The sequence below is a fragment of the Synechococcus sp. CS-1332 genome, assembly GCF_025127995.1.
Classification (GTDB): domain Bacteria; phylum Cyanobacteriota; class Cyanobacteriia; order PCC-6307; family Cyanobiaceae; genus Cyanobium.
Map to the genome: position 1 here is coordinate 56,763 of NZ_JAHLYP010000038.1, position 25,273 is coordinate 82,035.

23 protein-coding genes are annotated in these 25,273 nt (G+C 66.6%); 14 read left to right on the top strand and 9 right to left on the bottom strand.

Annotated elements, in window-relative coordinates:
- Nucleotides 1–57 precede the first annotated feature (57 nt).
- From KQ305_RS07630 to KQ305_RS07640, 3 genes are read left to right on the top strand one after another with little or no spacing between them, the layout of a single operon-like run.
- Nucleotides 58–3,348 carry a CHAT domain-containing protein gene (locus KQ305_RS07630; RefSeq protein WP_259724812.1) on the top strand — a complete coding sequence of 1,097 codons (3,291 nt, stop codon included), beginning with the start codon at nt 58–60 and terminating at the stop codon, nt 3,346–3,348.
- Between the two features lie 58 nt (nt 3,349–3,406).
- Entirely contained in the window at nt 3,407–4,219 is an 813-nt protein-coding gene (locus KQ305_RS07635; protein WP_259724813.1) for a hypothetical protein, read from the top strand.
- Nucleotides 4,220–4,235: 16 nt separating this feature from the next.
- A complete protein-coding gene (locus KQ305_RS07640) occupies nt 4,236–5,081 on the top strand; it encodes a hypothetical protein (protein ID WP_259724814.1) in 846 nt (281 codons plus the stop codon).
- A 3-nt stretch (nt 5,082–5,084) separates the two neighbouring features.
- Here the strand turns inward: KQ305_RS07640 and KQ305_RS07645 are convergent, their stop codons facing one another.
- The gene (locus KQ305_RS07645) at nt 5,085–5,480 is read right to left on the bottom strand and encodes a hypothetical protein (RefSeq protein WP_259724815.1); all 396 of its coding nucleotides are present in this window, start codon (nt 5,478–5,480) and stop codon (nt 5,085–5,087) included.
- A gap of 125 nt (nt 5,481–5,605) precedes the next feature.
- Here KQ305_RS07645 and KQ305_RS07650 point away from each other — a divergent pair, with 125 nt between their 5' ends.
- On the top strand, nt 5,606–7,030 hold the full coding sequence (locus tag KQ305_RS07650; RefSeq protein WP_259724816.1) for a mechanosensitive ion channel domain-containing protein: 1,425 nt from the start codon (nt 5,606–5,608) through the stop codon (nt 7,028–7,030).
- A 16-nt stretch (nt 7,031–7,046) separates the two neighbouring features.
- On the opposite strand, the gene KQ305_RS07655 is transcribed toward KQ305_RS07650, so the two are convergent.
- The 7 genes from KQ305_RS07655 to KQ305_RS07685 form a co-directional block, all read right to left on the bottom strand.
- Nucleotides 7,047–7,421 carry a cytochrome P450 gene (locus KQ305_RS07655; RefSeq protein WP_259724817.1) on the bottom strand — a complete coding sequence of 125 codons (375 nt, stop codon included), beginning with the start codon at nt 7,419–7,421 and terminating at the stop codon, nt 7,047–7,049.
- A gap of 50 nt (nt 7,422–7,471) precedes the next feature.
- Nucleotides 7,472–7,645, bottom strand: coding sequence for a cytochrome P450 (locus tag KQ305_RS07660; RefSeq protein ID WP_259724818.1), 174 nt, complete (start codon nt 7,643–7,645; stop codon nt 7,472–7,474).
- Between the two features lie 247 nt (nt 7,646–7,892).
- A complete protein-coding gene (locus KQ305_RS07665; RefSeq protein WP_259724819.1) occupies nt 7,893–8,339 on the bottom strand; it encodes an ester cyclase in 447 nt (148 codons plus the stop codon).
- A gap of 70 nt (nt 8,340–8,409) precedes the next feature.
- Nucleotides 8,410–8,910, bottom strand: a complete 501-nt coding sequence (locus KQ305_RS07670) for a GNAT family N-acetyltransferase (protein WP_259724820.1) — start codon at nt 8,908–8,910, stop codon at nt 8,410–8,412.
- A 603-nt stretch (nt 8,911–9,513) separates the two neighbouring features.
- The gene (locus tag KQ305_RS07675) at nt 9,514–10,005 is read right to left on the bottom strand and encodes an N-acetyltransferase (RefSeq protein WP_259724821.1); all 492 of its coding nucleotides are present in this window, start codon (nt 10,003–10,005) and stop codon (nt 9,514–9,516) included.
- An 80-nt stretch (nt 10,006–10,085) separates the two neighbouring features.
- Nucleotides 10,086–10,991, bottom strand: a complete 906-nt coding sequence (locus KQ305_RS07680) for an alpha/beta fold hydrolase (protein WP_259724822.1) — start codon at nt 10,989–10,991, stop codon at nt 10,086–10,088.
- A 195-nt stretch (nt 10,992–11,186) separates the two neighbouring features.
- Nucleotides 11,187–13,505, bottom strand: coding sequence for a S8 family peptidase (locus tag KQ305_RS07685; protein ID WP_259724823.1), 2,319 nt, complete (start codon nt 13,503–13,505; stop codon nt 11,187–11,189).
- A gap of 105 nt (nt 13,506–13,610) precedes the next feature.
- Here KQ305_RS07685 and KQ305_RS07690 point away from each other — a divergent pair, with 105 nt between their 5' ends.
- From KQ305_RS07690 to fba, 10 genes are all read left to right on the top strand, one after another.
- Nucleotides 13,611–14,336: a polysaccharide deacetylase family protein gene (locus KQ305_RS07690; RefSeq protein WP_259724824.1), complete on the top strand. Its 726-nt coding sequence runs from the start codon at nt 13,611–13,613 to the stop codon at nt 14,334–14,336.
- 37 nt (nt 14,337–14,373) lie between these two features.
- Nucleotides 14,374–15,402, top strand: coding sequence for a UDP-3-O-(3-hydroxymyristoyl)glucosamine N-acyltransferase (lpxD, locus tag KQ305_RS07695; protein WP_259724825.1), 1,029 nt, complete (start codon nt 14,374–14,376; stop codon nt 15,400–15,402).
- Between the two features lie 30 nt (nt 15,403–15,432).
- Complete coding sequence (gene leuB, locus KQ305_RS07700) at nt 15,433–16,515, top strand: 3-isopropylmalate dehydrogenase (RefSeq protein WP_259724826.1); 1,083 nt, start codon at nt 15,433–15,435, stop codon at nt 16,513–16,515.
- An 81-nt stretch (nt 16,516–16,596) separates the two neighbouring features.
- Nucleotides 16,597–17,499 (top strand): phosphoribulokinase, encoded by a 903-nt coding sequence (locus tag KQ305_RS07705; RefSeq protein WP_259724827.1) that lies wholly within the window; start codon nt 16,597–16,599, stop codon nt 17,497–17,499.
- Between the two features lie 52 nt (nt 17,500–17,551).
- Complete coding sequence (locus tag KQ305_RS07710; RefSeq protein ID WP_259724828.1) at nt 17,552–17,914, top strand: hypothetical protein; 363 nt, start codon at nt 17,552–17,554, stop codon at nt 17,912–17,914.
- Nucleotides 17,911–18,762: an A24 family peptidase gene (locus KQ305_RS07715; RefSeq protein ID WP_259724829.1), complete on the top strand. Its 852-nt coding sequence runs from the start codon at nt 17,911–17,913 to the stop codon at nt 18,760–18,762. Before KQ305_RS07710 ends, KQ305_RS07715 begins: the two co-directional genes overlap by 4 nt.
- 36 nt (nt 18,763–18,798) lie before the next feature.
- Nucleotides 18,799–19,689 carry an acetyl-CoA carboxylase, carboxyltransferase subunit beta gene (gene accD / locus KQ305_RS07720; RefSeq protein WP_259724830.1) on the top strand — a complete coding sequence of 297 codons (891 nt, stop codon included), beginning with the start codon at nt 18,799–18,801 and terminating at the stop codon, nt 19,687–19,689.
- Entirely contained in the window at nt 19,686–20,105 is a 420-nt protein-coding gene (locus tag KQ305_RS07725; protein ID WP_259724831.1) for a hypothetical protein, read from the top strand. Before accD ends, KQ305_RS07725 begins: the two co-directional genes overlap by 4 nt.
- The gene (locus KQ305_RS07730) at nt 20,092–21,186 is read left to right on the top strand and encodes a Gfo/Idh/MocA family protein (RefSeq protein ID WP_259724832.1); all 1,095 of its coding nucleotides are present in this window, start codon (nt 20,092–20,094) and stop codon (nt 21,184–21,186) included. The genes KQ305_RS07725 and KQ305_RS07730 overlap by 14 nt, the downstream gene beginning before the upstream one ends.
- 93 nt (nt 21,187–21,279) lie before the next feature.
- Nucleotides 21,280–22,353: a class II fructose-bisphosphate aldolase gene (gene fba, locus KQ305_RS07735; RefSeq protein WP_259724833.1), complete on the top strand. Its 1,074-nt coding sequence runs from the start codon at nt 21,280–21,282 to the stop codon at nt 22,351–22,353.
- Between the two features lie 55 nt (nt 22,354–22,408).
- On the opposite strand, the gene KQ305_RS07740 is transcribed toward fba, so the two are convergent.
- On the bottom strand, nt 22,409–25,267 hold the full coding sequence (locus KQ305_RS07740; protein WP_259724834.1) for a UPF0182 family protein: 2,859 nt from the start codon (nt 25,265–25,267) through the stop codon (nt 22,409–22,411).
- Nucleotides 25,268–25,273 lie beyond the last annotated feature (6 nt).

Below are 25,273 nucleotides of genomic sequence, written 5' to 3' on the forward strand. Positions count from 1 at the left end.
TCGATGTCCAGACCATGCTGGATCCCGTACCGGAAGCTGGGAACCCCCTGTACGCCCATGACGCGGTCCGCTCATTCCTTGGTGGCCCTGTTCCGTTGGGGAACCGCCCTCGCCATGCTCCTGCTGGCCGATGGACAGCCGTCGGCGGCCGTCGATCAACAAGGCAAGTCACCACTGCCACGGCAGCAGGACTGGATCGCCCAGCCGTTGGGCGAGCGCTACACCCAGATCCCGGCGCAGGTGTGGGAGTGGATCGACCAGGCCAACGCCCTGGAGGCCAAGGGCGACTATGGAAAGGCGGCGACGGTATGGGAACAGGTGCTGGCCTGGCGTGAGAAGGCGCAGGGGCCCGACCATCCCGATACGGCCAGCAGCCTCAACAACCTCGGGCTTCTTTACATCAAGGAGAGCGCCTTTGCCAAGGCCGAGCCCCTGCTTATTCGTGCCCTGGCGATCAGAACCAGGATCCTTGGGCCGGACCATCCCTTCACCGCCCTCAGCACCAACAACCTCGCCTGGCTGTACTACAACCAGAACAAAAACGCCAAGGCTGAACCCCTTTACAGGCGCGCCCTGGCTATCGCCGAGAAGGCGCTTGGGCCAGAGCATCCAGGACTCGCCCTGGGCCTCAACAACCTCGGATTGCTCTATACCAGTCAGGCCGACTATGGCAAGGCTGAACCCCTTTATCTGCGTGGCCTGGCGATCAGAGAGAAGGCGCTGGGTCCTGATCATCTTGATGTCGCAGCAAGTCTGATCAGCCTTGGACTGCTTTACTCCAAGCTGAACATCTATGCGAAGGCCGAGCCCCTGCTCCTTCGCGCTTTGGCCATCAGAGAGAAGACGCTGGAAGCTGACCACCCTGATGTCGCTTTTAGTCTAGTCACTCTTGGTCTGCTTTATAGTGATATGGGTGCCTATTCCAAGGCCGAACCTCTTTATCTGCGCGCCCTTGCGATGATGGAGAAGAGGCGAGGGTCTGACCATCAGGAAACCGCCCTCAGCCTTAATAATCTGGCAACGCTGTACGTCAACCAGGGCGCTTATGCCAAGGCCGAGCCCCTGCTGCGCCGCACCCTGGCCATCAAGCAGAAGGCGCTGGGTGACGATCACCCCGATATCGCCACCAGCCTCAACAACCTCGCGGCGCTCTACGACAGCCAGGGCGCCTTCGCCAAGGCCGAACCCCTCTATCAGCGCGCCCTGGTGATCAACGAAAAGGTGTCGGGTCTTGATCACCCCGCCACGGCCACCAGCCTCAACAACCTGGGCCTGCTCTACCGGAACCAGGGCGCCTATGCGCGGGCGGAGCCCCTGCTGCGGCGTGCCCTGGCGATCCGGGAGAAGGTGCTCGGCGCCGGCCACGCCGATACCGCCGCCAGCCTCAACAACCTCGCCATGCTTTACGAGGATCAGGGCGCCTACGCCCGAGCCGAGCCGCTGCTGCGCCGCGCCCTGGCCATCCAGGAGAAGACGCTGGGGCCCGCTCACCCCGTCACCGCCACGGGCCTCAACAACCTCGCGGTACTGGTCGACCAGCAAGGTGCCGCCACTCTGGCCGAACCGCTGCACCGACGCGCCCTGGCGATCCGGGAGAAGGCCCTGGGGCCCAACCATCCCGATACCGCGGGCAGCCTCAACAACCTGGCGGATCTCTATCGGCTTCAGGGCGCCCACGCCAAGGCGGAACCCCTCTTCCTCCGCGCCCTGGCGATCTACGAGACCGCGCTGGGGCCCGATCACCCCACGACCGCCCTCAGCCTCAACAACCTTGCCAAGTTGTACCTGAGCCAGGGGGCCGAGGCCAGGGCCGAGCCCCTGCTGCGCCGCGGCATCGGCAGCCAGTCCCTGTTCCTCCAACGGGAGGCTCCCCTGCTGCCCCAGGCCAGGCGGCAGGAGCAGATCAAGGCCCTCGGCAACGTCTGGGAGATCCCCTTTTCCCTTGTGGCCACGACACCTGCCGACGCCTCCCTGGCCCTGTTCACACGCTTGAACCGCCACGGTCTGCTGCAGGACATCGAACGGCGCCAGGCCCAGCTCGGGCGTGGCTCCACTGCCCAGCAGCTCCTAGTGAGTCAGCTCACGGCCATGACGGCCCGGCTGGCCGATGTCAACCTCAGCGCCCCCCAGCGGCAGACGCTGCAGCAAGAGCGTGATCGGCTGGAGCAGGAGCTGTACCGCCAGCTGCCGGCCCTGACCCCGCGGTTGGTGGACGCGGCCCAGGTGGCCGCTGCCCTGCCAGTTGATGGGGTGCTGATCGAATTCCAGCGCTTTCGCCCTTACGACGCCCGTCAGCCGGACGCCAGGAGCTGGGGGGCGCCGCGCTATCTGGCGATGCTGCTGTTTTCCGATGGGGTGACCCGTGCCGTGGACCTTGGCCCGGCTGCGGCCATCGATCCCCTGATTCAGCAGGCCCTGGCCGAAAGCCTGGCCCGCAATCGCCCCGCTGGACCCTTCTGGGCCCGGGTGAGCCAGAAGGTGCTGGGGCCCCTGGTGCCGCAGCTGGCGGGGCGGCGGCATTGGTTCGTTTCACCCGATGGAGAGCTGAGCCGCATCCCGTTCACCGCGCTGCCGGCTCCCACCGAGGGGCTGAGCGACGCTGCGGCCGAATCCGCGCCCACCCTGGGCCAGCAGGTGCAGCTGCGGATCCTCACCAGCGGCCGTGATCTGCTCAGCCTGCGGAGCCCCGGGCCAGGGGGCCAGCGTTCCCTGGTGCTCGCCGCCCCTGATTTCGGTGGTCCCGGCGCCTGGCAACCCCTGCCCGCTTCCTCCGCGGAGGGTCGCTGGATCGCCGAACGACTCGGTGCGGCCCTCTATGAGGGAGCAGAGGCCACCACCGGCGTGTTGCAGCAGGCGCGCGGCCCCAGGATGTTGCACATCGCCAGCCACGGGTTCTTCACCACGGGCAGCGGCGACCCGCTGCTGAACAGCGGCATCGTGCTGGCGGGCGCCAACCGCAGCCGCCCGGCCGACGACGACGGCTACCTCACCGCCAAGGAGGCGGCCCAGTTGCAGCTGGATGGCACCGAGTTGGTGGTGCTCTCCGCCTGTGACACCGCCTCCGGAACCCTGCAGACCGGCGAAGGGGTCTACGGCCTGCAGCGGGCCCTCACCGTGGCCGGCGCCCGCTCCACCCTGTTGTCGCTGTGGAAAGTGGATGATGACGCCACAGCGGCGTTCATGCAGCGGTACGTCGCCCTGCTCAAGAACGGGATCGGCCGCATGGACGCGCTAGCGACGGTGCAGCAGGAGTTCCGCAGCCATCCGCAAGAGCCGGACTGGGCCGACCACAAGTTCTGGGCCGCCTGGCAGCTCACGGGCGACGGGGGGCCGATTCCTGGATTGTGAGCCAAGCTCTGCACACCAGGCAAACTGATGCAACGGTTGGCTGCTGTTGATTTCACCCATGCGAAACCAACGGGGGTCTGCGGCACTGGGAGCTCTGCTGATCACAGCACCGCTGCTCGTGTCGGTGGCCCCTGGAGCCGCTGCCGCTGAACTGGACAGCACGGTGGCGTCCATCGCCAGCCAGCTCCGCCAGAGCTGGAAAGCGGATCCAGCCACCGCGAAGCTGCCCTGGCCGGCCATCGAGGTGCTGGCCGAAGGCCAGATGCCCCTCTCGGCCTGCCCCGGGGCCAGTACCGCGGCACTGGGAGTCCAGAGCCCTGCGCTGGTTTGCGCAGCCAGCGGCAAGGTGTTGCTGGATCGCACCAGGCTGGCGAAGGAGGCCAGCCGCCATGGGGAGTGGGGCGTGGCCTACTGGGTCGGGGTCGGCCTGGGCACCGCCATCCTGAGCAACCGCTCCGCATCGCTCCAGCCGCCAGCCGCCGCCAACCTTCAGGCCAACTGCCTGGCGGGGGTGCTGATCGGTGGCACCAGCCTGCAACCCAGGCCCCAGGATCCCCCCAAGCCCGATCAATTCGTGGCCCCCGCCAATGGGGCCTACGGCACCGCCATGGCCGAGCAGATGGGAACCCGCAGCCAGCGCTCCTATGCCTTGCTCACCGGCCTCGGAATGACGGATCTGGCTGGTTGCTCCGATGAAGCGATGGCCCAGCTCGCCAAGGACCGGGTGCCCGATCCAGCGCTGCTGAGCGCTCTGGCCACGGGGACAGACCGGGCCGCGTTCAACACGATGGCGGTGATGAATCGGCGCTGCAGGAGGTTGCCCAACTCCCCCTGCCCGAGGCGCGTGCCCAGCTTCACCGGTCAGAAGTGAGTCGACACCTCAGCCCGTGAGCAGCGAACCCCCGATCAAGCCCCATGCAGACCGTGAGACGCTGCCCCGGAAAGGCATGCCCGGCGCCCGAGCCAAAGCGGGATCGTTGCGCCTGCCGGCCTGGATGCGCTCGCCATCGCTGCACGAATGGGTCAGGACCCTGGGCATCATCATCGCCGCTTCCTGGGGGATCTACACCTTTGTCTGGAAGGAGATCTATGTGCCGTCCCAGGCGCCCGCCAGCATCAGCCTGGAGATCAGTCTGACGCCGATCGCCGGTGACGGAACGAGCGATTCATCGCCAGCATCGCTGCAGCGGGAGCTGAAGGTCAGCGCCACCAACGCCAGCAATCGCAGGCTTTACCTGCTCAGCAGCTTCTGGGAGCTGTTCCCGATTCGCCGCCAGGTGCTGAATCGAACCAGCTTTCCTGAACGGGCCAAAGGCCCGTTTGATGCCTTGCACGTGGAGCGGGGTGCTGAGCTGCAGCCCTACCCAACGGAAGCGGCCGGCAAGTTGTTCGTCGACGACCACATCAATCCCGGCGAAACGATTCACCGTTCGGTGATTGTCTCCCTGCCTCCAGGAGCCTATGCCGCCCAGGTGGACGTGCTGGTTCCCGTGCTGACGCGGGAGCCACCCAGGGGCAACGGACTGCTGGGTGGAAGGGTGCTGGAATGGGGGTATGACAAAAATGACGTTGTCATTCCACTGCTGTGCTTGGAAGGCGACCCATCCAACTGCCTGCGCTTGGATGATCCCGAAAAGCAGGATCGTCTGATGGATCGAAAGCTGAAGGCTTTTGATTCCAACTACTTTCTCAATGAGCAGAGTGTGCAGGTGGGGCTGTCCGGAGGTTCGTAGACGTCAGGGGAGGCGACGGGCGCCACCCATCTGCCCACGCTTGCCGTCTGGTCCCAGAATCCAGAAGCGAATCGCATCGCCACTCGCCTCAAACTCCTCCACGATCTTCAGCCCAACGATGCCTGGATCTGAGGGGAAGAGAATGCGCCAGGTCCGGCGGGAGCCCTCGCAGATTCCCTCCCAGGCGCCGGCGGCGGTGCCACCAGCTTCCGACACGATCCACACCAGGTGATGGCGACCGTCCGCCAGCTTCGTGACGACGGCCCGGCCGGGCTTGCTGGGGGCCACGTAGTCCCAGGTGCCGAGCGCCGCCTCACAGGGTGGTGTCGCCGGGGCTGCCCAGGAGGGCGTTGAGCCCAGCGTCAGAACCATTGCCGCAGTGAGCAGTCGGCGTCGCATGGGCAGCTCCAGAGATGGCTGGCGTCCAGGGGGACTGTAGGGGCGGTCGTCCGTGCAGCGACCCGCCGCGGACAGCATCACCCCGCCCCCTCGGGCTAGAAGGAAGCAACGGCGGAGCACAAGGGGTGGAACTCGAGCGTCTTCAGAAGCTGTTCACGGCCCCGCTGTTGCCCCTGGGCCGCCAGAGCTTCTCCCTGCTCTGGATCGTGGAGGTGCTGCTGCTGCTGCTGGCCGTGAGCCTGGCGGCGCGGGGGTTGAAGCGGTTGCTGGCCGGACGGGTGCTGCGCTGGTTCTCCCTGCCGGAAGGGCGGCGCGAGGCGGTGGCCACCCTCCTCTCCATGGGGCTGGCAGCCCTGGGCTATGTGGTGGTGGCCCAAGGGATGGGGCTCGACATCGGCGCCCTCGCCGTGATTTTCGGGGCCCTGGGGGTGGGCATCGGCTTCGGGCTGCAGGAGCTCACCCGCAACCTCACCAGTGGCCTCACCCTGCTGATGGAGGGGAAGCTGAAGGTGGGCGACCAGATCGAGTTCGGCGACACCAGCGGCTTCATCCGGGAGATCTCGATCCGCTCCACCGTGATCCGCACCTTCCAGGGCGCCGAGATCGTGGTGCCCAATTCGGCCATCACCAATGCGCCGGTGAAGAACCTCAGCTACCTGAGCTCCGATGGCCGGGTGGATGTGGAGGTGACGGTGGCCCACGGCAGCGACCCTCTGGCCGTGACCGAGGTGCTGCTGGAAGCGGCCCTGGCCGAACCGACGGTGCTGGCCGATCCGCCGCCGAAGGTGCTGCTGCATGGGCTCCAGGGCCAGGGGATGGCGTTTGAGCTCTGGGCCTGGACCTCGGCGATTCACGCCAGCCTCAGCCTGCGGAGTTCTCTGAACTACGCGATCGAGCAGGGGCTGCGCGAGCGCCGCATCGAACTGGCCGGGTCGCGCCAGCAGATCCAGCTGCTCTCTTCCCGGCGCGCCGCGGAAGAGGACGGAGCCGCCCCGGACTGGCGCCCCCTGCGGACGTCCCTGCCCGACCATCCCTGCTACAGCGGCATGGATGATCGGCGCCTGCGGGAACTGGTGGGCAGCGGCGCCCGCCGTCTGGTGCCCGCCGGGACGGTGCTGGTGCGGCAGGGTGATGAGGGACGCTCCTTCCATCTGGTGCTGAGCGGCGCGGTGGATGCGATCCACGAAACCGACCGGGTGAGCCGCAAGCTGTTCACCTTCACTGCCGGGGAATTCTTCGGCGAATTGCCGCTGCTGCTGCAGGTGCCCTACCCCACCACCATGGTGGCGGCCGAGGACACGACGCTGTTCGTGGTGCCCAGCGGCAGCTTCCGCGCCCTGCTGGCTTCACGGCCCGAGTTCGCCGACAACGTCGCCCGGGAGGTGGCCCGCCGCAGCGACGTGCTGCGCAGCTACGAAGACTGCCTGCGCCAGCGCGGCCTTCTCGACGATGCCGACATGGGCCATCCCCTGCAGTGGTTCCGCGAGCGGCTGCGGCGGGTGCTGGCCGGACGCCCGGCGATGGCCTCGGTGGAAACGGAGGCCGGCTGAGCGGTCAGGCCGAACGCTACGCCAGGTGGACATCGGGCCTGCGGCGCACGTCGAGCCGGTCGGGATCGGGGAACCGGGCCGGGTCGCGATTGGCGGCCGCGAACATCAGGTACACCAGCTGGCCCTTGCGGATCGGCCGGCCGCCGATCGTCAGATCCTCCCCCGCTTCCCGGTACATGAGCTGCACGGTTCCGTCGTAGCGGAGGAACTCCTCGATCGCGTTGGCCATCAGGGATGGGTCGTCAAGGAGCAGCTGCAGCTGCTCGGGGTGGCGCAGCAGGCTCAACAGATCGTCGCCGGGCGACGCCCGCCGTCTGGCGAATTCCGCGCCAAAGAACGCGGTCAGCTCGTGGGTGCTCTGCAACGCCCGCTGGTACTGCTTGGCGCTCACGGCGGAGGGATCGGTGCCGAAGATCGCGGAGAAGTCGTCGGACCAGCACTTCAGCCGATCCAGAAGCTCGGCAACCAGCGCTTCAACAGTCGGCGCAGGGCGTCCACGTCCCGTGGCGTGAACGCCTTGGCGACCAGGGCACGGAGCCGATGGTGACGCTTCGGGTTGGTGATGTTCATCTGGGCCCCGATGAGCTCGAAAGGGGGCTGCAGTTCGGGGCGCACGGCGCGTTATCCCATGCCGCCGGCGCGATCGGAGCGCAGCCGGGGGTCGTGCGTCGCCGCCACCAAGTCGTCGAAGCACGTCAGCACCTAGGCCCCGAACGGTTCATGCCAGTGGACCGGTTCGGTCCGCCGCAACTCGGCGTAGGTCGGGTAAGGATCGACCAGCATCGCCGGGCTGAACAGGGCTGTCGTCATGGTTGAGGACACACACGGATGACGGTATCGAGATCTCCCCGATGTTGCCTGGTCAACTTGGAATGACGCCGAGCTGCTGAAGCATCCCGTAGGTATCCACCATGATCCAGTCTTCCTCAATCTTGCCGTCGGCAAGTCGGTAGATCGCCTGACCGGATACGCAGACTCGCTTGTTGGTTGGTGGAATTCCGTTGAATTCTCCTCGGTGGGTTCCTTCGGCAGACCACCTTAGGGAGACTCGGTCTGCTTCTCCGAACAGATCGTGTACCTGCATGTGAAGGTCGGGAAAAGCCGCTACGAGCGCACCGATGTAGGCCTTGGCGGCTTCTGGTCCATTCGCAAGATTCGGAGCCGATGGATCGTGCATGGTGAAGTTGGCCGAGCAAAGCTCATCGATCACTGCGTAATGGCGCCCATTCCATCCTTCGGATATGAGTCGTCGGACGATGTTCTTGTTTCCCTCTGGCATGTGGCTGTACTCCTTTAGGGCATTGGACATGCGGTTCTCGTCTTGGCGGATGAACTGTATACTGCACAGCCGCTTGTCTGTTCGATCGACATGTTGGACATCAACGGACAATGTCTAGAGTATCGAGATTCTTCGTGAATATCACGCGGTCTTCAGCTTCCCCGTCATAGCCCACAGCAACGGGAACGCCGTCGATCTTGAAATCGGATTCAAGGAGCGAGAATCCCATGCGACGGTGGAAGGCAATCGAGTTGCGATTGACCGGAGCGGTCACGCAATGCACTGTGCGACAGCCAAGCGAGGCAGCCCTGGCAAAGAAACGCTCATAGAGGAGGCGTCCCAACCCCTCTCCACGTCGTGCCGGATGCACACCGAGAAAATGGACATAGGCCTGGTCGGGATAGGTCTGCGAAACGAACCCGATGAGGAACGCAACGACCTGACCATCGACTACGGCGGTGAAGCTGGTAGACCTGAAGTGGACGAAGAAGAGTTTGGGAAGCATTTCGGCCATGGGCCGACCACCCCACCATTCATCAACGACCGAGATGATCGGTTGATAGTCGTCCGGCTCTACATGGCGGATGACAACCTCGTTCATAGCTTCCCCCTCAGCAGACAGTACGCTCGACGGTCGAGTTAAGCCGCCGGAGCAGGCGTGCATTGCTTGGCCACGTATGGAAATTGACAGAATGGGCCTGAAGCGGAAAGATATTGCAGACCATGGCCGGTCAGCTTGAGCGAGGTGTTAGGCGTCACTACGCGCCATTCGGTTCCCGCCTAAAGAACAATCGAGCGACTAAAAAGGTTCCGACGATACAGTTCGCGACCAGCACAAGGTAGAAGAGGAGGAGGACAAGGAACCAGACAGGGTGGTCTGAGAAGTGGATAGTGCTACTAGCGGGACCAAAGTTTCTGCCCGGGGTGTTAATCTGTTCCGTCATGACGAAGCGGTAGAGGCCAAAGGCAAGCCCTGCACAAGCTGCCGTAAAGACGGGGACAAGAACAATCCTGCCTATCCACATCGCCCATTTCTTGTATCTAGGCATTGGGGCAGGACTTGTGTGTTCTATCGGATTCATGGTGCTTGCTGCTTCTACGAGGTCTCGATGGTGCTGGTGTCAACAGAAGCCAGGGGATCTCGCGTTTCGTGGTGTTTGCTGTTCTGCGGTTCCTGGCGGTGGCCCAACAGCGGCAGCCGTTGTTAGGCAGCACCGGCGAGAGAGCGTGAAAAGATCACCTTTGAATCCCCCTCAGCATAGAAATCTGGGATGCGGCCTCGCTCTTCATATCCGCGCTTCAGGTAAAAGTTCCGGGCTCGCGCCAAAGGTGCCTGGTCGCTTGTCTCAATAACGATGACACGCGCACCCAATGCTGCCGCGTCTCGCTCGATGTTTGAAAGAATGGCTTGGCCGACACCGTCGCCATGATAACTGGGACTTACGCCGATCCACCACACGTTCCACACCGTCTCGGCATAGGGGTCTGGCGCATAGTACGACCACCCAATGGCTGGGCCGTCGCGAGACTCGCGACAAGCCACAACAGTATGCCCCTCGGGCAGCTCCCCAGCAGCTAGGGAATCCAGAACTCCACCCAACAGGCCTTCTGCGTCCTCGGCCGTGAATAATCCGGTGCTCACGGCTAAGCCAAGCAATACCTCTCTCTCATGCTCTTGAATGGGGCCGATGATCACTTGATTGCCTCTGTTGTGGTCTTGCCGCCTAACGTTCGCAACTACCGGAAGCAGATAATCTTTGCTGGCCCCCAGCATACTTAAAGTTCCGGTGCATTGCGGTTGTTAGGCGCGAGGGCAAAAAAATCTAATAGTGCTTCACAGAACTTTTCTGGTGCATCTTGTTGCACCCAGTGTGATGCTCCATCAATGGCGCGGAAGATTGCACCAGGAATCTCTTGAGCTAATTGCTTACCATCTTCTGATTTCTGCCAAGGGTCATCCATCCCCCATAAAATCATCGTCTGAGCACAGATATCTCTATGACGATCGACGAGTGCCATGGTCTGGTTGGCATTGAGCGCAGAAGCATTTCGAATCAAACTCAGCTTGCCTTCCTCACTGGCCCAAGGAGCAATGATACCTTGCCGAAACTCATGGGTAAGCTGGTTTGGATTGGAAAGCCCTGCTGCGAGACTTTCTTCGAGCGCCTTGACTAAATCTGAGATCGGACGATTCTTCCATCTTAAAGCGTGCCCAAAGTCAAGCATGTCATCGTCGAATCGGTCGTAGCAGACCGAATTTGAAACAACAAGACGATTTACGTAATCTCGGTGTTCAATTGCCAGAATGAGAGCAACCGCGCCACCAGTGTCGTGCCCGACAACATCCACACACTCTAATTTGAGCGCTGATAGAAGGGCGGTAATCATACATGCTTGATCTTGAAAGGACCGATCGAAGCGATCGCGGCGATCAGACCATCCATGCCCTAAAAAGTCTGGAGCCAAAATCCGATATCCAGCATCTACCAATGGTGGGATAACTGCATGATAGAGATATCCCCATGTCGGGATTCCATGCATCAGTAGAATCGTGCCTCGCTGAGCTTCGCCTACATCGAGATATCTTACAAAAACAGGGATGTGGGCAACTTGACCAGCGGGCAGAAGAATCTCTTGCTGCGCAGCTCTAAAGTTCTCCCAAATACTCCAATCACTGACCACTGGTTTCTATCACTCCTTAATCGGTTGTCAGCCTAACTTGTTTTTAGGTGGTTTCCGTGAACACCTCTTGGCGCCCAGTCCATTCCGTGAACCACAGGACAACAGCCTGCAGCGATGGCTGACAACCGCACGGGAGACGCCGTTAAATCTTTTTTCAACAGGATCGTTGCCGTTGTTCACGGACCCGTGAATCCCTCACGTCTCCAGCAGCATCTTCGAGAGATTCGGCAGGCCTGCCCCCTGGTGATACCGGTCGCGCTGGAGATCGGTGCAGTGCTCGAGCAGGATCCTCTTCACCCGGTCGGGATAGCCGATGAATTCGGTGCGCACCGAGAGGAACGCGGCCAGCAGTCCGGAGATGTGCGGCGCCGCCATGCTCGTGCCGGAGAGGGCCACATACAGTTCATCGAGGCTCTTGCCCTTGCCGCTACTCCGGCACGAAAGGATCCGCTCCCCCGGGCCCACCACGTCGGGCTTGATGCGGCCATCGGCGGTGGGACCCCGTGAGGAGAAGTAGGAGGTGCCGTAGCGGTGCGGCTGGGTTGGATGCACCGATCCGACGGCGATCGCCTCTTCCAGGTTGGCCGGATCCCCGATCGAGAGATCGAAGGAGCGGGTGGTGCTCAGGCCGTCCACCACGATGTCGCCGCTGCCCTCGTTGCCAGCCGCAAGCACCACCAGAACACCCTGGCGCACCAACCGCAGCAGAGAGGCGCACAGCGGTGAATCGCCGCAGCCGAAGCTGGCCGGATCGAACGACCCCCCCAGACTCAGATTCACCCCCTGGATCGTCAGGCGCCGTCCGTCCTGGTTCTGCTTCCAGATGTGATCGATCGCCTTGATGATCCAGGCGTCGTAGCCGCTGCCGTTGTCGGCCAGCACTTTGTAGCTCACGATCCGGGCCCGGGGCGCCATCGCCAGCATGTCTTGGCCGCCCTCGCCGCCAACTGACAGCATCCCGCCGGCAATGATCCCTGCCACATGGGTGCCGTGGCCGTTGGCATCGTTGCCGCTGCCGCCCCGCACGGCCCCCCGGGCAGTGCAGTCCCAGTCGGCGGCCACCGTTCCCTTCGCTGCGAAGGCCGTGTTGTTGAAATGGGGATGGTGGCTGTCGATGCCCGTGTCCAGCACCGCCCAGGTGATCCCCTGGCCGCAGGCGTTGTAGCCCAGCTGGGCCGTCCGGGCCTGCACCGTGTGGATCGAATCGTGCATCAGCGCCCGCTTGCGGCTGTTGCCGAACAGGCGATACACCGCCGGGGCGTCGCTGCCGTACTGCTGTCCCAGCGCGGCCGCCAGCCGTTCCACCTCGGCCCTGGTCAGGTTCGCCGCCACATAGCGGTCCAGCTGATCCTCCAGGGCGATCGTGTCGGCGGTGATCGGCTTTCTGAGCACGTTGCGGTGGATCCAGGTGAGCACCGCTGACCTGGCCGTCTCAAGCGAATCGCCCGGCTCAGCAGCTTCCGCTGAGCCGTCCAGCAGCTCGATCAGCACGGGCACCCTGGCGGTGGCCTCAATATCCAGCGCCTCGCTCAGGCTGCGTGTCACCGTGATCGGACTCACTGGCTGGAAGCGTGAGCGATCCAGCGCCGCCAGCACCGTCTCCTGGGTGGACCTTCGCGCCAGGTAGCCACTGGCGGAGTGGGCCTTGCTGGGCGGCCACACCATGCCCTGCAAGCGTTCATCGACGATCTTCGGCTTGCCGGCGGTGCCGTACTCGTCGGCCAGGCTCTGGTCCAGGCAGACGATGTCACCGTCCTGGGCGATGTTCACCCAGCGCTTCACACCGGCGGGGATCGGCAGCGTCTTTTTCCCGTGCCACTTCTGCAGCACGTCGGTCACCTGGGGCAGTCCCAGGGGTGAGCCGATCGTGACGTAAAGATCCACCGGTACCGCGGCGCCTAGCTCCATCAGCGCCTGGTACGTGACCATGCTCCCCTGGCTGTGGCCGATCACCACGAAGGGCCCCCCGCCGGTGCTGATCCGGTCCTTCATCGTCTGCACCATCCGCTCGCGTTTCGCCTTGTTGAACAGGAAGTCGTTCACATCTGCCATGAACGCCTCGGTGAACATTGCCGTCACCGGACTCCACAGCCCTTTGGCTTCCACCGAGCGCGCCGCGGGCCCCCCCATCGGTGCCCCCCTGTGCGCCGCCGTCTGGGCGGCCGCCTCCAGTTGCTGCCTCAGCGCGGCCACGAACGCCTCCGACTCGGTCGGTGCGTCGCTCTGCTGGATCGAGACGGCCAGCAGGTCCGCCGCTGCCCACTGCAGGGTGGCCCGGTCCTCGCCGATGGCCCGGGTGGAGACCCCCGCGGGTTGCGGGTAACGCTCCCGGTCCACCCAGTAGGCCATGCGGGTGCGCTCCCCCTGGTTGGTGCCGAACAGGGCGTGGTCCCACTCCGAGCGCAGCACCCCCTCGGCGGGCATGTTGGAGATGCCGTGGCAGTAGATGACCGTGCGGGCCTGCCCCCGCGGGCGGGATGTGATGGTTGCGGAAGCTTTCTTCGGGGCGGTCATGGCGTCACGCAGGGGAGCGAAACCGATCCCCAGCCCTAGCCAGCCCAGCCGCCGGTGGCCCCTGGCGCGCCGCCGGTGTCATCGTTCTTGAGCCTGGCCCCGACCATGACCCTGCTGCTCGCCCTCCTGGCCCTGATCCTGCTGCTGGATCTGGTGGTGGTCGTGGTGCTGCTGCCGTCGTTGCTGATCCGTGGACTGCTGGCGCGCCTGGCTCCGGATGTGGTCTTCTGCGGCCGGGGGCGGCAAATGCGGCTGGCCCTCAGCATTGACGACGGCCCCAGCGGCGCCGGATCGGAGGCCCTGCTGGACCTGCTGCGGGAACTCCAGGTGCCGGCCACCTTCTTCCTGATCGGTTCCCACCTGGAACGCGACCACCGCTTCGCGCGCCGGGCCCTGCAGCAGGGCCACGACCTCGGCAACCACCTCTGGTGCGACGAACGTTCCGCCGCCCTGGCGCCGGCCGCCTTCCAGCAGCAGCTGGCCGACACCGAACGGGCGATCGCCCGGGCCGCCGCCCCCGCCCAGCTGTGCTGGCGCTGGTTCCGCCCCGGTGGCGGCTGGTTCCACCGGGCCATGCTCGACGCCCTCGCGGCCCGCTCCTACCGACTGGTGCTGGGGTCGATCTTCCCCTGGGACACCCTGCGGCCTCCCCTCTGGTTCGTGCGCCTGTTCGTGCGGCTCAATGCCCACCCCGGCGGGATCCTGGTGCTGCACGACACCCCGGCCCTCAGCGGCCGCACCCTGGAGACCCTGCGCTGCATCGTTCCTGAGCTGCGTCAGCGCGGCTACCGCTTCGTGCCCCTGCAGGAGCTGCTCGATCCGGCTCCCTGAGTGGGGCCTACGATCCGGGCCGTCCGCCCCCTGGGGAATGCGCTTCAGCAGCCTGCTCACCCGGATCGGCGCCGTGCAGGACGGCAGCCCGCGGCACCTGGCAGGGGATCCGGAGATCTCGGGCGCCGAAGCGCTCGATCGCGCCGGCCCCGGCCAGCTGGCCTTCCTTGAGCCCGGCAACGCCCTGGCGGCGGCCCTCTCCGCCAGCGGTGCCGCCGCCCTGCTGCTGCCCCCCGATGCGGAGCTGCAGCAGCTGGCCAGCGAACGCGGCCTGGCCTGGGTGGCGCTTGCCAATCCCCGGCTCGGCTTCGCCGAGGCCCTCGCCGCCCTGCATCCGCCCACCCCCAAACCCCCGGGGCTCCACCCCAGCGCCGTGGTCGACCCCGGCGCCAGCGTCGCCGCCGAGGTGCATGTGGGCGCCCACGTTGTGATCGGCGCCGGTTGCGTCGTGGCCCGCGGCTGCGTGCTCCATCCCGGTGTCGTCCTGTATGAGGACGTTCAACTGGGCGAGGGCTGCGAGATCCACGCCCAGGCGGTGCTCCACCCCGGCAGCCGCCTTGGCGCCGGTTGCGTTGTCCAGTCGCAGGCGGTGATCGGTGCCGAGGGTTTCGGCTTCGTGCCCACCGCTTCGGGGTGGGTGAAGATGCCCCAGACCGGCCAGGTGGTGCTCGAGGACGGCGTCGAGGTGGGCTGCGGCTCCACCATCGACCGCCCCAGCGTCGGCGAGACGCGCATCGGCGCCGGCACCAAGATCGACAACCTGGTGCACGTGGGCCATGGCGTCGTCACAGGCCGTGGCTGTGCCCTGGCCGCCCAGGTGGGCATCGCCGGTGGCGCCGTGCTCGGCAACGGTGTGATCCTGGCCGGCCAGGTGGGGGTGGCCAACCGGGCCGTGATCGGCGATCGGGCCATCGCCTCCTCCAAGTCCGGCATCCACGGCGAGATCGCCGCCGGAGAGGTGGTCAGCGGCTACCCCGCCATCCCCAACCGGCTCTGGCTGCGCTGCTCCGCCGTCTTCAACAAGCTGCCCGACATGGCCCGCACCCTGCGTCAGATGCAGAAGTAGCCTCGCCTGCTGAGCGGCCCCCCCTTCGCAATGACCAGCTACAGGATCACCCTGCTTGCGGGGGACGGCATCGGTCCGGAGATCACCGCGGTGGCCCGCACCCTGCTGGAAGCGGTGAGCTGCCGCCATGGCTTCAGCCTCCAGTTCGATCCCCAGCCCGTCGGCGGCGCCGCCATCGACGCCACCGGTGAGCCCCTGCCGGCGAGCACCCTGGCAGCCTGCCGGGCCGCCGATGCGGTGCTGCTCGCCGCCATCGGTGCCCCCCGCTTCGATGCCCTGCCCCGTGAGCAGCGCCCCGAGAGCGGTCTGCTGGCCCTGCGCTCCGGCCTGGGCCTGTTCGCCAACCTGCGGCCCGTGAAGATCATCCCGGCCCTGGCCGGTGCCAGCAGCCTGCGGCCCGAGGTGATCGAAGGGGTGGATCTGCTGGTGGTGCGCGAACTCATCGGCGGCATCTACTTCGGCACCCCCAAGGGGCGCATCGAGGTGGATGGCGGCGTGCGGGCCTTCAATACGATGGTGTACACGGATCATGAGGTCGACCGCATCGCCCGGGTGGGCTTCCGGCTGGCGGCGGGCCGCCGCGGCCGGCTCTGCTCGGTCGACAAGGCCAACGTGCTCGATGTCAGCCAGCTGTGGCGCGACCGGGTGGAGGCGATCCACGCCGAGTTCCCCGCCGTCGAGCTCAGCCACATGTACGTCGACAATGCCGCCATGCAGCTGGTGCGCGAGCCACGCCAGTTCGACGTGCTGCTGACCAGCAACCTCTTCGGCGACATTCTCTCCGACGAGGCCGCCATGCTCACCGGCTCGATCGGCATGCTCCCCTCGGCCTCCCTCGGTTCCGAAGGCCCGGGCCTGTTCGAGCCGGTTCACGGCTCCGCCCCCGACATCGCCGGCCAGGACAAGGCCAACCCCATCGCCATGGTGCTCTCCGCCGCCATGCTGCTGCGGGTGGGCCTGCAGCAGGAGGCCGCCGCCGCCGACCTCGAGACCGCCGTCGACCGGGTGCTGGCCGCCGGCTACCGCACCGGTGACCTGCTGATGGGTGAGGGCTGCACCCTGGTGGGCTGCCGGGCCATGGGCGAGCAGCTGCTCGCAGCCCTGCCCGCCTGAAGTCCCCCGTCAGGTAACGGTCGCGGGGGGAGGGGACCGGCGACCTGCCAAACTCACACCCTCCGAACCCCCCTTGCGTCGATGTCGAAGCGTCACCCGGTCGTGGCAGTCACCGGTTCCTCGGGAGCCGGAACCAGCACCGTCAAGCGGGCCTTCGAGCACATCTTTTCCCGCGAGGGCATCATCCCGGCGGTGGTGGAAGGCGATAGCTTCCACCGCTTCGAGCGCGGCCCGATGAAGCAGGCGATGGCCGAGGCCCAGGCCCGTGGCGAGAACTTCTCCCACTTCGGCCCCGAGGCCAACATCTTCGACAAGCTCGAAGAGCTGTTCCGCACCTACAGCGAAACCGGCAGCGGCAACCGCCGCTACTACCTCCACTCGGTGGAGGAGGCGGCCGAGCACAACGCCCGCCTCGGCACCAGCCTGGAGCCCGGCCAGTTCACCCCCTGGGAACCGATCCCCGCGGACACCCAGCTCCTCTTCTATGAAGGCCTCCACGGCGGGGTGGTGGGCGACGGCTATGACGTGGCCGGGATGGTGGATCTGCTGATCGGCGTGGTGCCGATCGCCAACCTGGAGTGGATCCAGAAGATCTCCCGCGACAACGCAGAGCGCGGCTACTCGGCCGAAGCGATCGTCGACACGATCCTGCGCCGCATGCCCGACTACATCAACCACATCTGCCCCCAGTTCAGCCTCACCGACATCAACTTCCAGCGGGTGCCCACGGTGGACACCTCCAACCCGTTCATCTGCCGCAATATCCCCAGCCCTGACGAGAGCTTCGTCATCATTCATTTCCGAAAGGGCGCCCGGGAGAAGTGGGGCATCGACTTCTCCTACCTGCTGCGCATGATCAACGGCTCCTTCATGTCGAGCCCCACCAGCATCGTGGTGAACGGCGGCAAGATGGGCTTCGCGATGGAGATCATCCTCACTCCGATCATCCACAAGATGATCGAGGAGCAGAAGAAACTCAGCTGAAGATCAGTCTCTTGATCTTCCTTTCGGCCCTAAGATCTCCCGAAAGGAACCGGTGAATCCCATCACCGCCCAGCCCCCCACCATCACCCCATCCGGATCTGGCAGTCCCTCCTTCCAGATCCGCGGCGGGGAGTCCTCTGCGACCCCGTCCCAGGGCTCCCTGCGCCTCGATCGCATCAACAGCGCCGAGCTCCTGCGCCACGGGCGCCGCGTCTATTTCCGTTTCCTGGAGTCCTGCCCCACCGCTCCTGAGCCGTTGGGGGTGGTCCTTCTCGGCGCCGGCCCCCAGGGACGGGTGGTGTTCGAGGCGCCGATCCTCCTGCCGGAGGAGCAGTTCGTGCCGATGGACCTGCTGCGCCCCCGCTCGTCCCGGGGCCGCAGCGCCCGGGGGGGAACCAGCCGCCCGTTGCCATGACCCCAGCCCCCCTCCTGTCGTCTGTTCTGCCGCTGTCCCTGCTGGCCCCCTTCGTGGCCCTGGCCGGTGCCTGCATCGGCAGCTTCCTGAACGTGGTGGTCTGGCGGTTGCCGCGGGAGGAGTCGCTGGTCTTTCCCGGCAGCCATTGCCCCCGCTGTGGCGCCTCCCTGGCCTGGTTCGAGAACCTGCCGCTGCTCAGCTGGCTGCTGCTGCGTGGCCGCTGCCGCCACTGCCAGGCCGCCATCGCCGTCCGCTACCCCCTGGTGGAGCTGCTCACCGCCGGCCTCTGGGTGGCGATGCTCTTCGCCCGACCCGCAGCCATGGGCCCCGATCCCAGCGCCTGGCTGCTGCTGGCGGCCGGTTGGCTACTGGCCAGCTGGCTGCTGCCCCTGGCCCTGATCGACCTCGACAGCCTCTGGCTGCCGGAACCCCTCTGCCGCTGGGGGGTTGTGTTGGGCCTTGCGGTCACCGCCGCCGTCGGCTTCCCGCAGGGGGCCGTGGTCGGCCGCACCCTGCTGTTCTCCCACCTGCTGGCCGTGGCCGCCGGCCTGCTGGGCTTCGAGGCCCTCAGCGCCCTGGCTGAGAAGGCGATGGGACGGCCGGCCCTGGGGCTGGGGGACGCCAAGCTGGCCGCCCTGATGGGGGCCTGGCTCGGACCGTTGGGGCTGGGCCTGGCCGTGAGCCTCTCTGTTCTCGGTGGGGCCCTGATCGGCGGGTTGGCCCGACTCACCGGCCGGCTCGGCCGCCAGCAGCCCTTCCCTTTCGGGCCCTTTCTCGCCGCCGGTGCCCTGGCCGTCTGGATCGGTGGCCACGCCCCATGGCTGCGCCTGTGGGGTCTGGGTCTTTAATGACTGGTCTGCCTTCACCCTTGCTTCCGTCGCCCCATGTCCCTGTTCGACTGGTTCGCCGATCGTCGCAAGAATGCTCCGGCCGTGCGGGCCAGCAAAGGGCCTGAAGCCGACGAGGGGGATGGCCTCTGGAGCAAGTGCGCCGAATGCGGCCTGGTGGTCTACCGCAAGGATCTGATCGCCAATGCCAGCGTCTGCAAGGGCTGCGGCCACCATCACCGCATCGACAGCAGGGAGCGCATCCGCCTGATCGCGGATGAGGGCAGCTTCGAACCCATCGATGCCGATCTGGCCCCCACCGATCCCCTGGCCTTCAAGGACCGCCGCAGCTATGCCGACCGGTTGCGGGACACCCAGCGGGCCACGGGCCTGCGGGATGCGGTGATCACCGGCCTCTGCCGTCTGGAGGGCATGCCCCTGGCCCTGGGGGTGATGGATTTCCGCTTCATGGGCGGTTCGATGGGCTCGGTGGTGGGCGAGAAGCTCACCCGGCTGGTGGAACTGGCCACCGCCCGCCGCTACCCGTTGGTGATCGTCTGCGCTTCCGGCGGCGCCCGCATGCAGGAGGGGATGCTCAGCCTGATGCAGATGGCCAAGGTGTCCGGTGCCCTGCAGCGCCACCGCAGCACGGAGCTGCTCTACCTGCCCCTGCTCACCCACCCCACCACCGGTGGGGTCACCGCCAGCTTCGCCATGCTGGGCGACCTGATCCTGGCCGAGCCCAAGGCCATGATCGCCTTCGCCGGCCGCCGGGTGATTGAGCAGACCCTGGGCGAAAAGCTGCCCGATGGCTTCCAGACTGCCGAGTACCTCCAGGACCACGGCTTCGTGGACACGATCGTGCCCCGGCCCGAGCTGCGCGGCACCCTGGCCACCCTGCTGCGGCTGCACGGCAGCGTGCGCCCGGCCCTGTCAGTGGCGCCATGAGGGGCGCCGTCCGGCTGCTCGCCGCCCTGCTGGTGCTCGCCCTCTGGCTCGCCGCCCCCGTCGCCACCTGGGCCGGTCCGGTCGACTGGCAGGAGGTGGAGGCCAGTCCTGAGGGCCGGCAGTGGTGGGACTCCGGCAGCCTCCGCTTCGATCGCGAGGGTCGCCTCTCGGTGCTCAGCCGCTTCCAGCCCGCCGCCGCCGACGATGCGGCCGAGGGCGATCGCCCCCCCGTCGGCCAGCTGTACGTGATGCAGCTCGATTGCGACGAGGAGCTCTACCGGGACACGTCCGTCAACGGCCTGCCCCACTGGGGCGCCCCCTGGCAGGCCGCCGCCGGCGACAACCTCACGATCCGGGTGCTGCACGCCGCCTGCACGGCCGCCCGCCTCCCCCAGAACAGCGATGCGACGGCCTGACGCCCCCCTGCGGGTCGCCGTCGCCGGCCTCGGCTTCGGTGAGAAGGTGATCCTGCCGGCCCTGCGCGACTGCCCGGGCACCGAACCGGTGGTCCTCTGGCATCCCCGCCCCGAGCGGGCCGCCGCCGCCGGTCAGGCGGCCGATCTGCCCGCTGTTCACGACTTCGCCGCTCTGCTGGCCAATCCGGCCGTGGAGGCGGTGGTGATCGCCACCCCGCCTGAGCCCCGCTTCGCCCTGGCCAGAGCGGCCCTGGAGGCCGGCAAGCACCTGCTGCTGGAGAAGCCGGTGGCGCTGAACGCCGGCCAGGTGGAGGAGCTGCAGCGCCTTGCTATCGAACGGGGCCTGGTGGCGGCGGTCGACTTCGAATACCGGGCCGTGCCCCATGTCCAGCAGCTGGCGGCCCTGGTCGCCGAGGGGGTGCTGGGGGATCCGTGGCTGGTGAAGTTCGACTGGCTGATGTCCAGCCGCGCCGATCCCCACCGCCCCCACACCTGGTATTCCCAGGCGGCGGCCGGCGGCGGTGTGCTCGGTGCTCTCGGCACCCACGCCTTCGACACCCTGCACTGGTTGATCGGCCCCAGCCGGGGACTCAGCGCCCGGCTGAGCACCGCCATCAGCGAGCGGCCCATCCCCGGCTCCGGTTCCATGGGAGCCGTGGATGCCGAAGACAGTGCCCTGATCCAGCTCGACCTTGAAGACCACCGGGGCCGGCCCGTCCCCGCCCAGCTGACCCTCTCCTCCGTGGCCCGGGGCGGACGGGGCTACTGGATCGAGCTCTACGGCAGCGAGGCCACCCTGGTGCTGGGCTCCAGCAACCAGGCCGACTACGTGCACGGCATGCAGCTGTGGATGGCGCGGCCGGGCGAAGCCCTGCGGCCCCTGTCGGCCGACCCGGCCCTGGCCTACGACCGCACCTGGGAGGACGGCCGCATCGCCCCGGTTCGGCGGCTGCTGGGCTGGTGGTCGCAGGCGGTGCGCCAGCGCCGGCCGATGGTGCCCGGACTGGCCGAGGCGGTGACCAGTCAGCGCTGCTGCGACTGGGCCCGTTCAGGCGAAGGAACCCTGATGGGCATCCCCTAGACTCCCCGTCAGACCCGGCGGGACGACCCCGCCAGCCGTCCTTCGACCACGGTTCTCCGCAACCGTACCCACCCAAAAACCGCGAGATTTCCCATGGCGCTCGTACCGCTTCGTCTGCTGCTTGATCACGCCGCAGAAAACGGCTACGGCATTCCTGCCTTCAACGTCAACAACCTGGAGCAGGTGCAATCGATCATGGAGGCTGCCTACGAAACCGACAGCCCGGTGATCCTGCAGGCCTCCCGTGGCGCCCGTCAGTACGCCGGTGAAAGCTTTCTGCGCCACCTGATCCTGGCCGCGGTGGAAACCTATCCCGACATCCCGGTGGTGATGCACCAGGACCACGGCAACAGCCCCGCCACCTGCTACGGCGCCGCTGCCAACGGCTTCACCTCGGTGATGATGGACGGCTCCCTTGAGGCCGACGCCAAGACCCCCGCCAGCTACGACTACAACGTGGCCGTCACCAAGGAAGTGGTGGATGTGGCCCACGCCATCGGCGTGAGTGTGGAAGGCGAACTGGGTTGCCTGGGTTCTTTGGAAACCGGCAAGGGTGAAGCCGAGGATGGCCACGGCTTCGAAGGCTCCCTCGACCACTCCCAGCTCCTCACCGACCCCGCCGAGGCGGCCGACTTCGTCGCCAAGACCAAGGTGGATGCCCTGGCCATCGCCATCGGCACCAGCCACGGCGCCTACAAGTTCACCCGCAAGCCCACCGGCGAAGTGCTGGCCATCTCCCGGATCGCCGAGATCCACAAGGCCATCCCCAACACCCACCTGGTGATGCACGGTTCCAGCTCCGTTCCCCAGGAATGGCTGGACATGATCAACAAGTACGGCGGTGCCATCCCCGAGACCTACGGCGTTCCCGTCGAGGAGATCCAGGAAGGCATCCGCAACGGCGTGCGCAAGGTCAACATCGACACCGACAACCGCCTCGCCTTCACCGCCGCCGTGCGTGAAGCCGCTGCCAAGGATCCCTCCAACTTCGATCCCCGCCACTTCAACAAGCCCGCCCGGGCCTACATGAAGAAGGTCTGCCTCGACCGTTACCAGCAGTTCTGGTGTGCCGGCAACGCCAGCAAGATCAAGCAGCGCGACATCAACTACTACGCCGCCCTCTACGCCAAGGGTGCCCTGGATCCCAAGACCGCCGTGGCCGCCTGATCGGCGTCCCGCAAACCTTGCTTCGGGGGGCCTTGGCCCCCTTTTTTCATGGCGCTCAAGGCAGGGGCAGGCTGGCGGCGGGGGCGCCGCCCTCTTTGTCGGTGGGCGCCTCGTCCACAAGCCGTTCGAGGGCACGGCGCAGGTTGCGCTCCATCACGAAGCGCCTGCCGTCGGTGACCACCACCCGCACAAGGCTGGGTAGGTCGTTGCTCTTGGACTGCAGGTAGATCGGCTCCACGTAGAGGAGACCCTCGCCCACCGGCAACACCAGCAAATTGCCGCGGAACAGCCGTGAGCCCAGCCGGTTCCAGAGACCGAACTGGAAACTGATCGTTGGGTCCTGATCGATCAGGGCGGTGATCTGCTGGGGGCCGAGCAGCAGCCGTTGCTGGGGGAAGCGCACCAGCTTCAGCTCGCCGTAGTGGGGCGGATCGTTGCGGGCCGCTAGCCAGCCCACCAGGTTGGAGCGCCGCAGGGGGGTGAAGGGCAGCAACAGCACGAACTCGGAGCGTTTCTGGCCGGGTAACTGGAGGGTGAGGTGGTAAGGCGAGACCTGCACGCTGCTTTCGCCGTAGATCTCGGTAGGCACCGACCAGACGTCGTCGCCGTTGTAGAAGGTGCGCACGTCGGTGACGTGGTAGCGCAGCAGACGCTCCGCCTGGATGTCGAACTGGCTCTTGGGCACCCGGATATGGGCGAGCAGGGCCTTCGGCATGGCCGAAAGCGGTCGGAACAGTTCGGGAAAGGCGCGGATCCAGGTGCGCAGCACCGGATCTTTGGCGTCGTTCACGTAGAACCAGAGTCGGCCGTCGTGGGCATCCACCACCGCCTTCACCGGGTTGCGGAAATAGCGCAGTCCCTGCGGATTGGGATCGCTGTAGGGATAGGAGCGGCTGGTGGTGAAGCCATCCAGGAGCCAGTACTGGTACTGCTCCGGCCGGTAGCCCGCACTGCCGGCCACCCGCGCCGTGACCAGGTAGGGCTGGCTTTCAAAACGCAGGAACGGCGCCAGGGCCGTCAGGCGTTGGTTCACCTGTCGCCGCAGCAGCAGCAGCGATCGGTCTGTGAAGGACCCGGTGAACAGCAGTCGCGCTTCGCGCAGGTAGATCGCGGCCGCCAGCCGGTTGAGGGGATGGGCCAGGGAGATGCCCCGGGTACCGGTGTAGTGGGTGTAAACGTTCAGTTCCCCCTCCGGATAGGAGAACTCCTTCACCTTGGTGGGGGCGATCGCGTAGGGGGAGGGGCCTGAGGCGAAGTAAAGGCTCGGGCTACCCACCGGCAGGGCGGCCCGGGCGTCCTTGTCAGTGATGCCCAGTTCCGGGAGGCCCTGCACCCGGCCGCTGCTGCCCAGGTCCTTGACGAAGAACAGGGGCAGGCCGTCGGCGCCGATGGCATTCACCGGCGAGACGGTGAAGCCGTGGCCGTTGGTGAACACCAGGTGGCGGTTCAGCCAGGTGCGCGAGCCGGGGGGAAGGGCGCTGCTGTCCAGCTCCCGGGCCGAGATCAGCACCTGCTGGGAGCCGTCGCGGGCCGACTTGCCCTGGAGCGGGTAGCGATCCACCGCCGCCGAAGGGAAGGTGTAGTACAGCCGCAGTTGCTGCAGCTGGCGGTTGGCGGCCAGCAGGGGCTGGCTGTCCCAGAGGCGGATGTTGGCCAGGGTGCCGGGGGCCTTGGCCAGGTCCGCCTTCGTGAGACCCTGGCGGGGTTCCAGCCGGAGGGTGCGAACATTCTCCAGCCCGAAGGCACGGCGGGTGGCCCGGATGCTGCGCTCCAGGTAGGGGGTTTCCACCGCCAGCTCCCGGGGCTGCACCCAGAAGCGCTGGGCCAGGGGCGCCAACACCCATTCGCTGATGGGCACCAGCACGGCCGTGCCGGCCAGGGGAATCAGGGCGCCGCGGCGCAGCCAGCCCCGGGGCAGGGGCACCAGCAGGGCGAAGGCCGTCAGCAGCAGCAGCACGGCGAACAGCAGCCGCAGCGGCAGGCGCACGTTCAGGTCCACGTATCCAGCCCCCGAGGCCACGCCGCTGCCCTGCACCATCAGATCAAAGGGCGCCAGGGCGTTGCTGAGCGCCAACACGACGGCCAGCGCCGCCACCTGGGGTTGCAGCACCTGCTGCTGGGCCTTGCTGAGGCCATCGAAACGCAGATCCGACAGGCTGCGGCCCTTGCCGATGGTGAGCAGCAGACAGGCCGCCAGCCCCACTAGGCCCTGGGCGAGAAGCACGCTCAGCAGCAGGCGCAGGGCCGGCAGGCGTAGCACCGTGAAGGAGAGATCGAAACCGGTGAGTGGATCCCCTTCGCCGAAGGGTGTGGCCAGCAGGGCCGGCAACCACAGGCTCCAGCCCCGTGCCACCGCCGTGGCCGAGCCCGCCAGGGCGGCCGCCAGGGTGATGCGCAGGGTGGTGTGGGGCCAGAGCAGCAGCGGCAGCAACAGACCGCCCGCCAGAGCTGCCACCAGCAGGGGCGGCAGATCCCGGAGCACGGAGAAGCCGGTGATCACATCGCCATTGAAGGGGTTGGCGATCAGTCCCCTGGCCTGCACCATCAGATAGCTCAGGCCGCCGGCCAGCAGCAGCACCAGGCCGATCAGCACCACCACCAGGGCGCCGTTCTCCAGCCGCAGCATCGGCTCCGTGGGCCTGGGTGCCTCGGCGCCCTGCTCCCGTAGACGCCAGCAGCGCTGCAGCTGGGCAAGTTGCAAAGCCGAGCCCAGGCCGAAAACCAACGCGAAGGCCGAGATCTGCAGCATCCAGCGCCGCAACAGGATTCCCTGGACGTCGAACTGGGTGAACCAGAGCCACTCAATGCCCAGCCGCGCTGCCGCCCAGAGGGCCAGCAGCAACCCGAAGGCGATGGCAAGGCCGGCGGCGAGGCGTGGCCCAACGCGGGCCGGCTGAGGGGAGAGATCGGGCACATGCGG

Coding starts and splice junctions, on each gene's coding strand:
- KQ305_RS07630 (WP_259724812.1), top strand. CDS start 58: ATGACGCGGTCCGCTCATTCCTTGGTGGCCCTGTTCCGTTGGGGAACC.
- KQ305_RS07635 (WP_259724813.1), top strand. CDS start 3,407: ATGCGAAACCAACGGGGGTCTGCGGCACTGGGAGCTCTGCTGATCACA.
- KQ305_RS07645 (WP_259724815.1), bottom strand. CDS start 5,480: ATGCGACGCCGACTGCTCACTGCGGCAATGGTTCTGACGCTGGGCTCA.
- KQ305_RS07665 (WP_259724819.1), bottom strand. CDS start 8,339: ATGTCCAATGCCCTAAAGGAGTACAGCCACATGCCAGAGGGAAACAAG.
- KQ305_RS07670 (WP_259724820.1), bottom strand. CDS start 8,910: ATGAACGAGGTTGTCATCCGCCATGTAGAGCCGGACGACTATCAACCG.
- KQ305_RS07685 (WP_259724823.1), bottom strand. CDS start 13,505: ATGACCGCCCCGAAGAAAGCTTCCGCAACCATCACATCCCGCCCGCGG.
- KQ305_RS07690 (WP_259724824.1), top strand. CDS start 13,611: ATGACCCTGCTGCTCGCCCTCCTGGCCCTGATCCTGCTGCTGGATCTG.
- lpxD (WP_259724825.1), top strand. CDS start 14,374: ATGCGCTTCAGCAGCCTGCTCACCCGGATCGGCGCCGTGCAGGACGGC.
- leuB (WP_259724826.1), top strand. CDS start 15,433: ATGACCAGCTACAGGATCACCCTGCTTGCGGGGGACGGCATCGGTCCG.
- KQ305_RS07705 (WP_259724827.1), top strand. CDS start 16,597: ATGTCGAAGCGTCACCCGGTCGTGGCAGTCACCGGTTCCTCGGGAGCC.
- KQ305_RS07715 (WP_259724829.1), top strand. CDS start 17,911: ATGACCCCAGCCCCCCTCCTGTCGTCTGTTCTGCCGCTGTCCCTGCTG.
- accD (WP_259724830.1), top strand. CDS start 18,799: ATGTCCCTGTTCGACTGGTTCGCCGATCGTCGCAAGAATGCTCCGGCC.
- KQ305_RS07725 (WP_259724831.1), top strand. CDS start 19,686: ATGAGGGGCGCCGTCCGGCTGCTCGCCGCCCTGCTGGTGCTCGCCCTC.
- KQ305_RS07730 (WP_259724832.1), top strand. CDS start 20,092: ATGCGACGGCCTGACGCCCCCCTGCGGGTCGCCGTCGCCGGCCTCGGC.
- fba (WP_259724833.1), top strand. CDS start 21,280: ATGGCGCTCGTACCGCTTCGTCTGCTGCTTGATCACGCCGCAGAAAAC.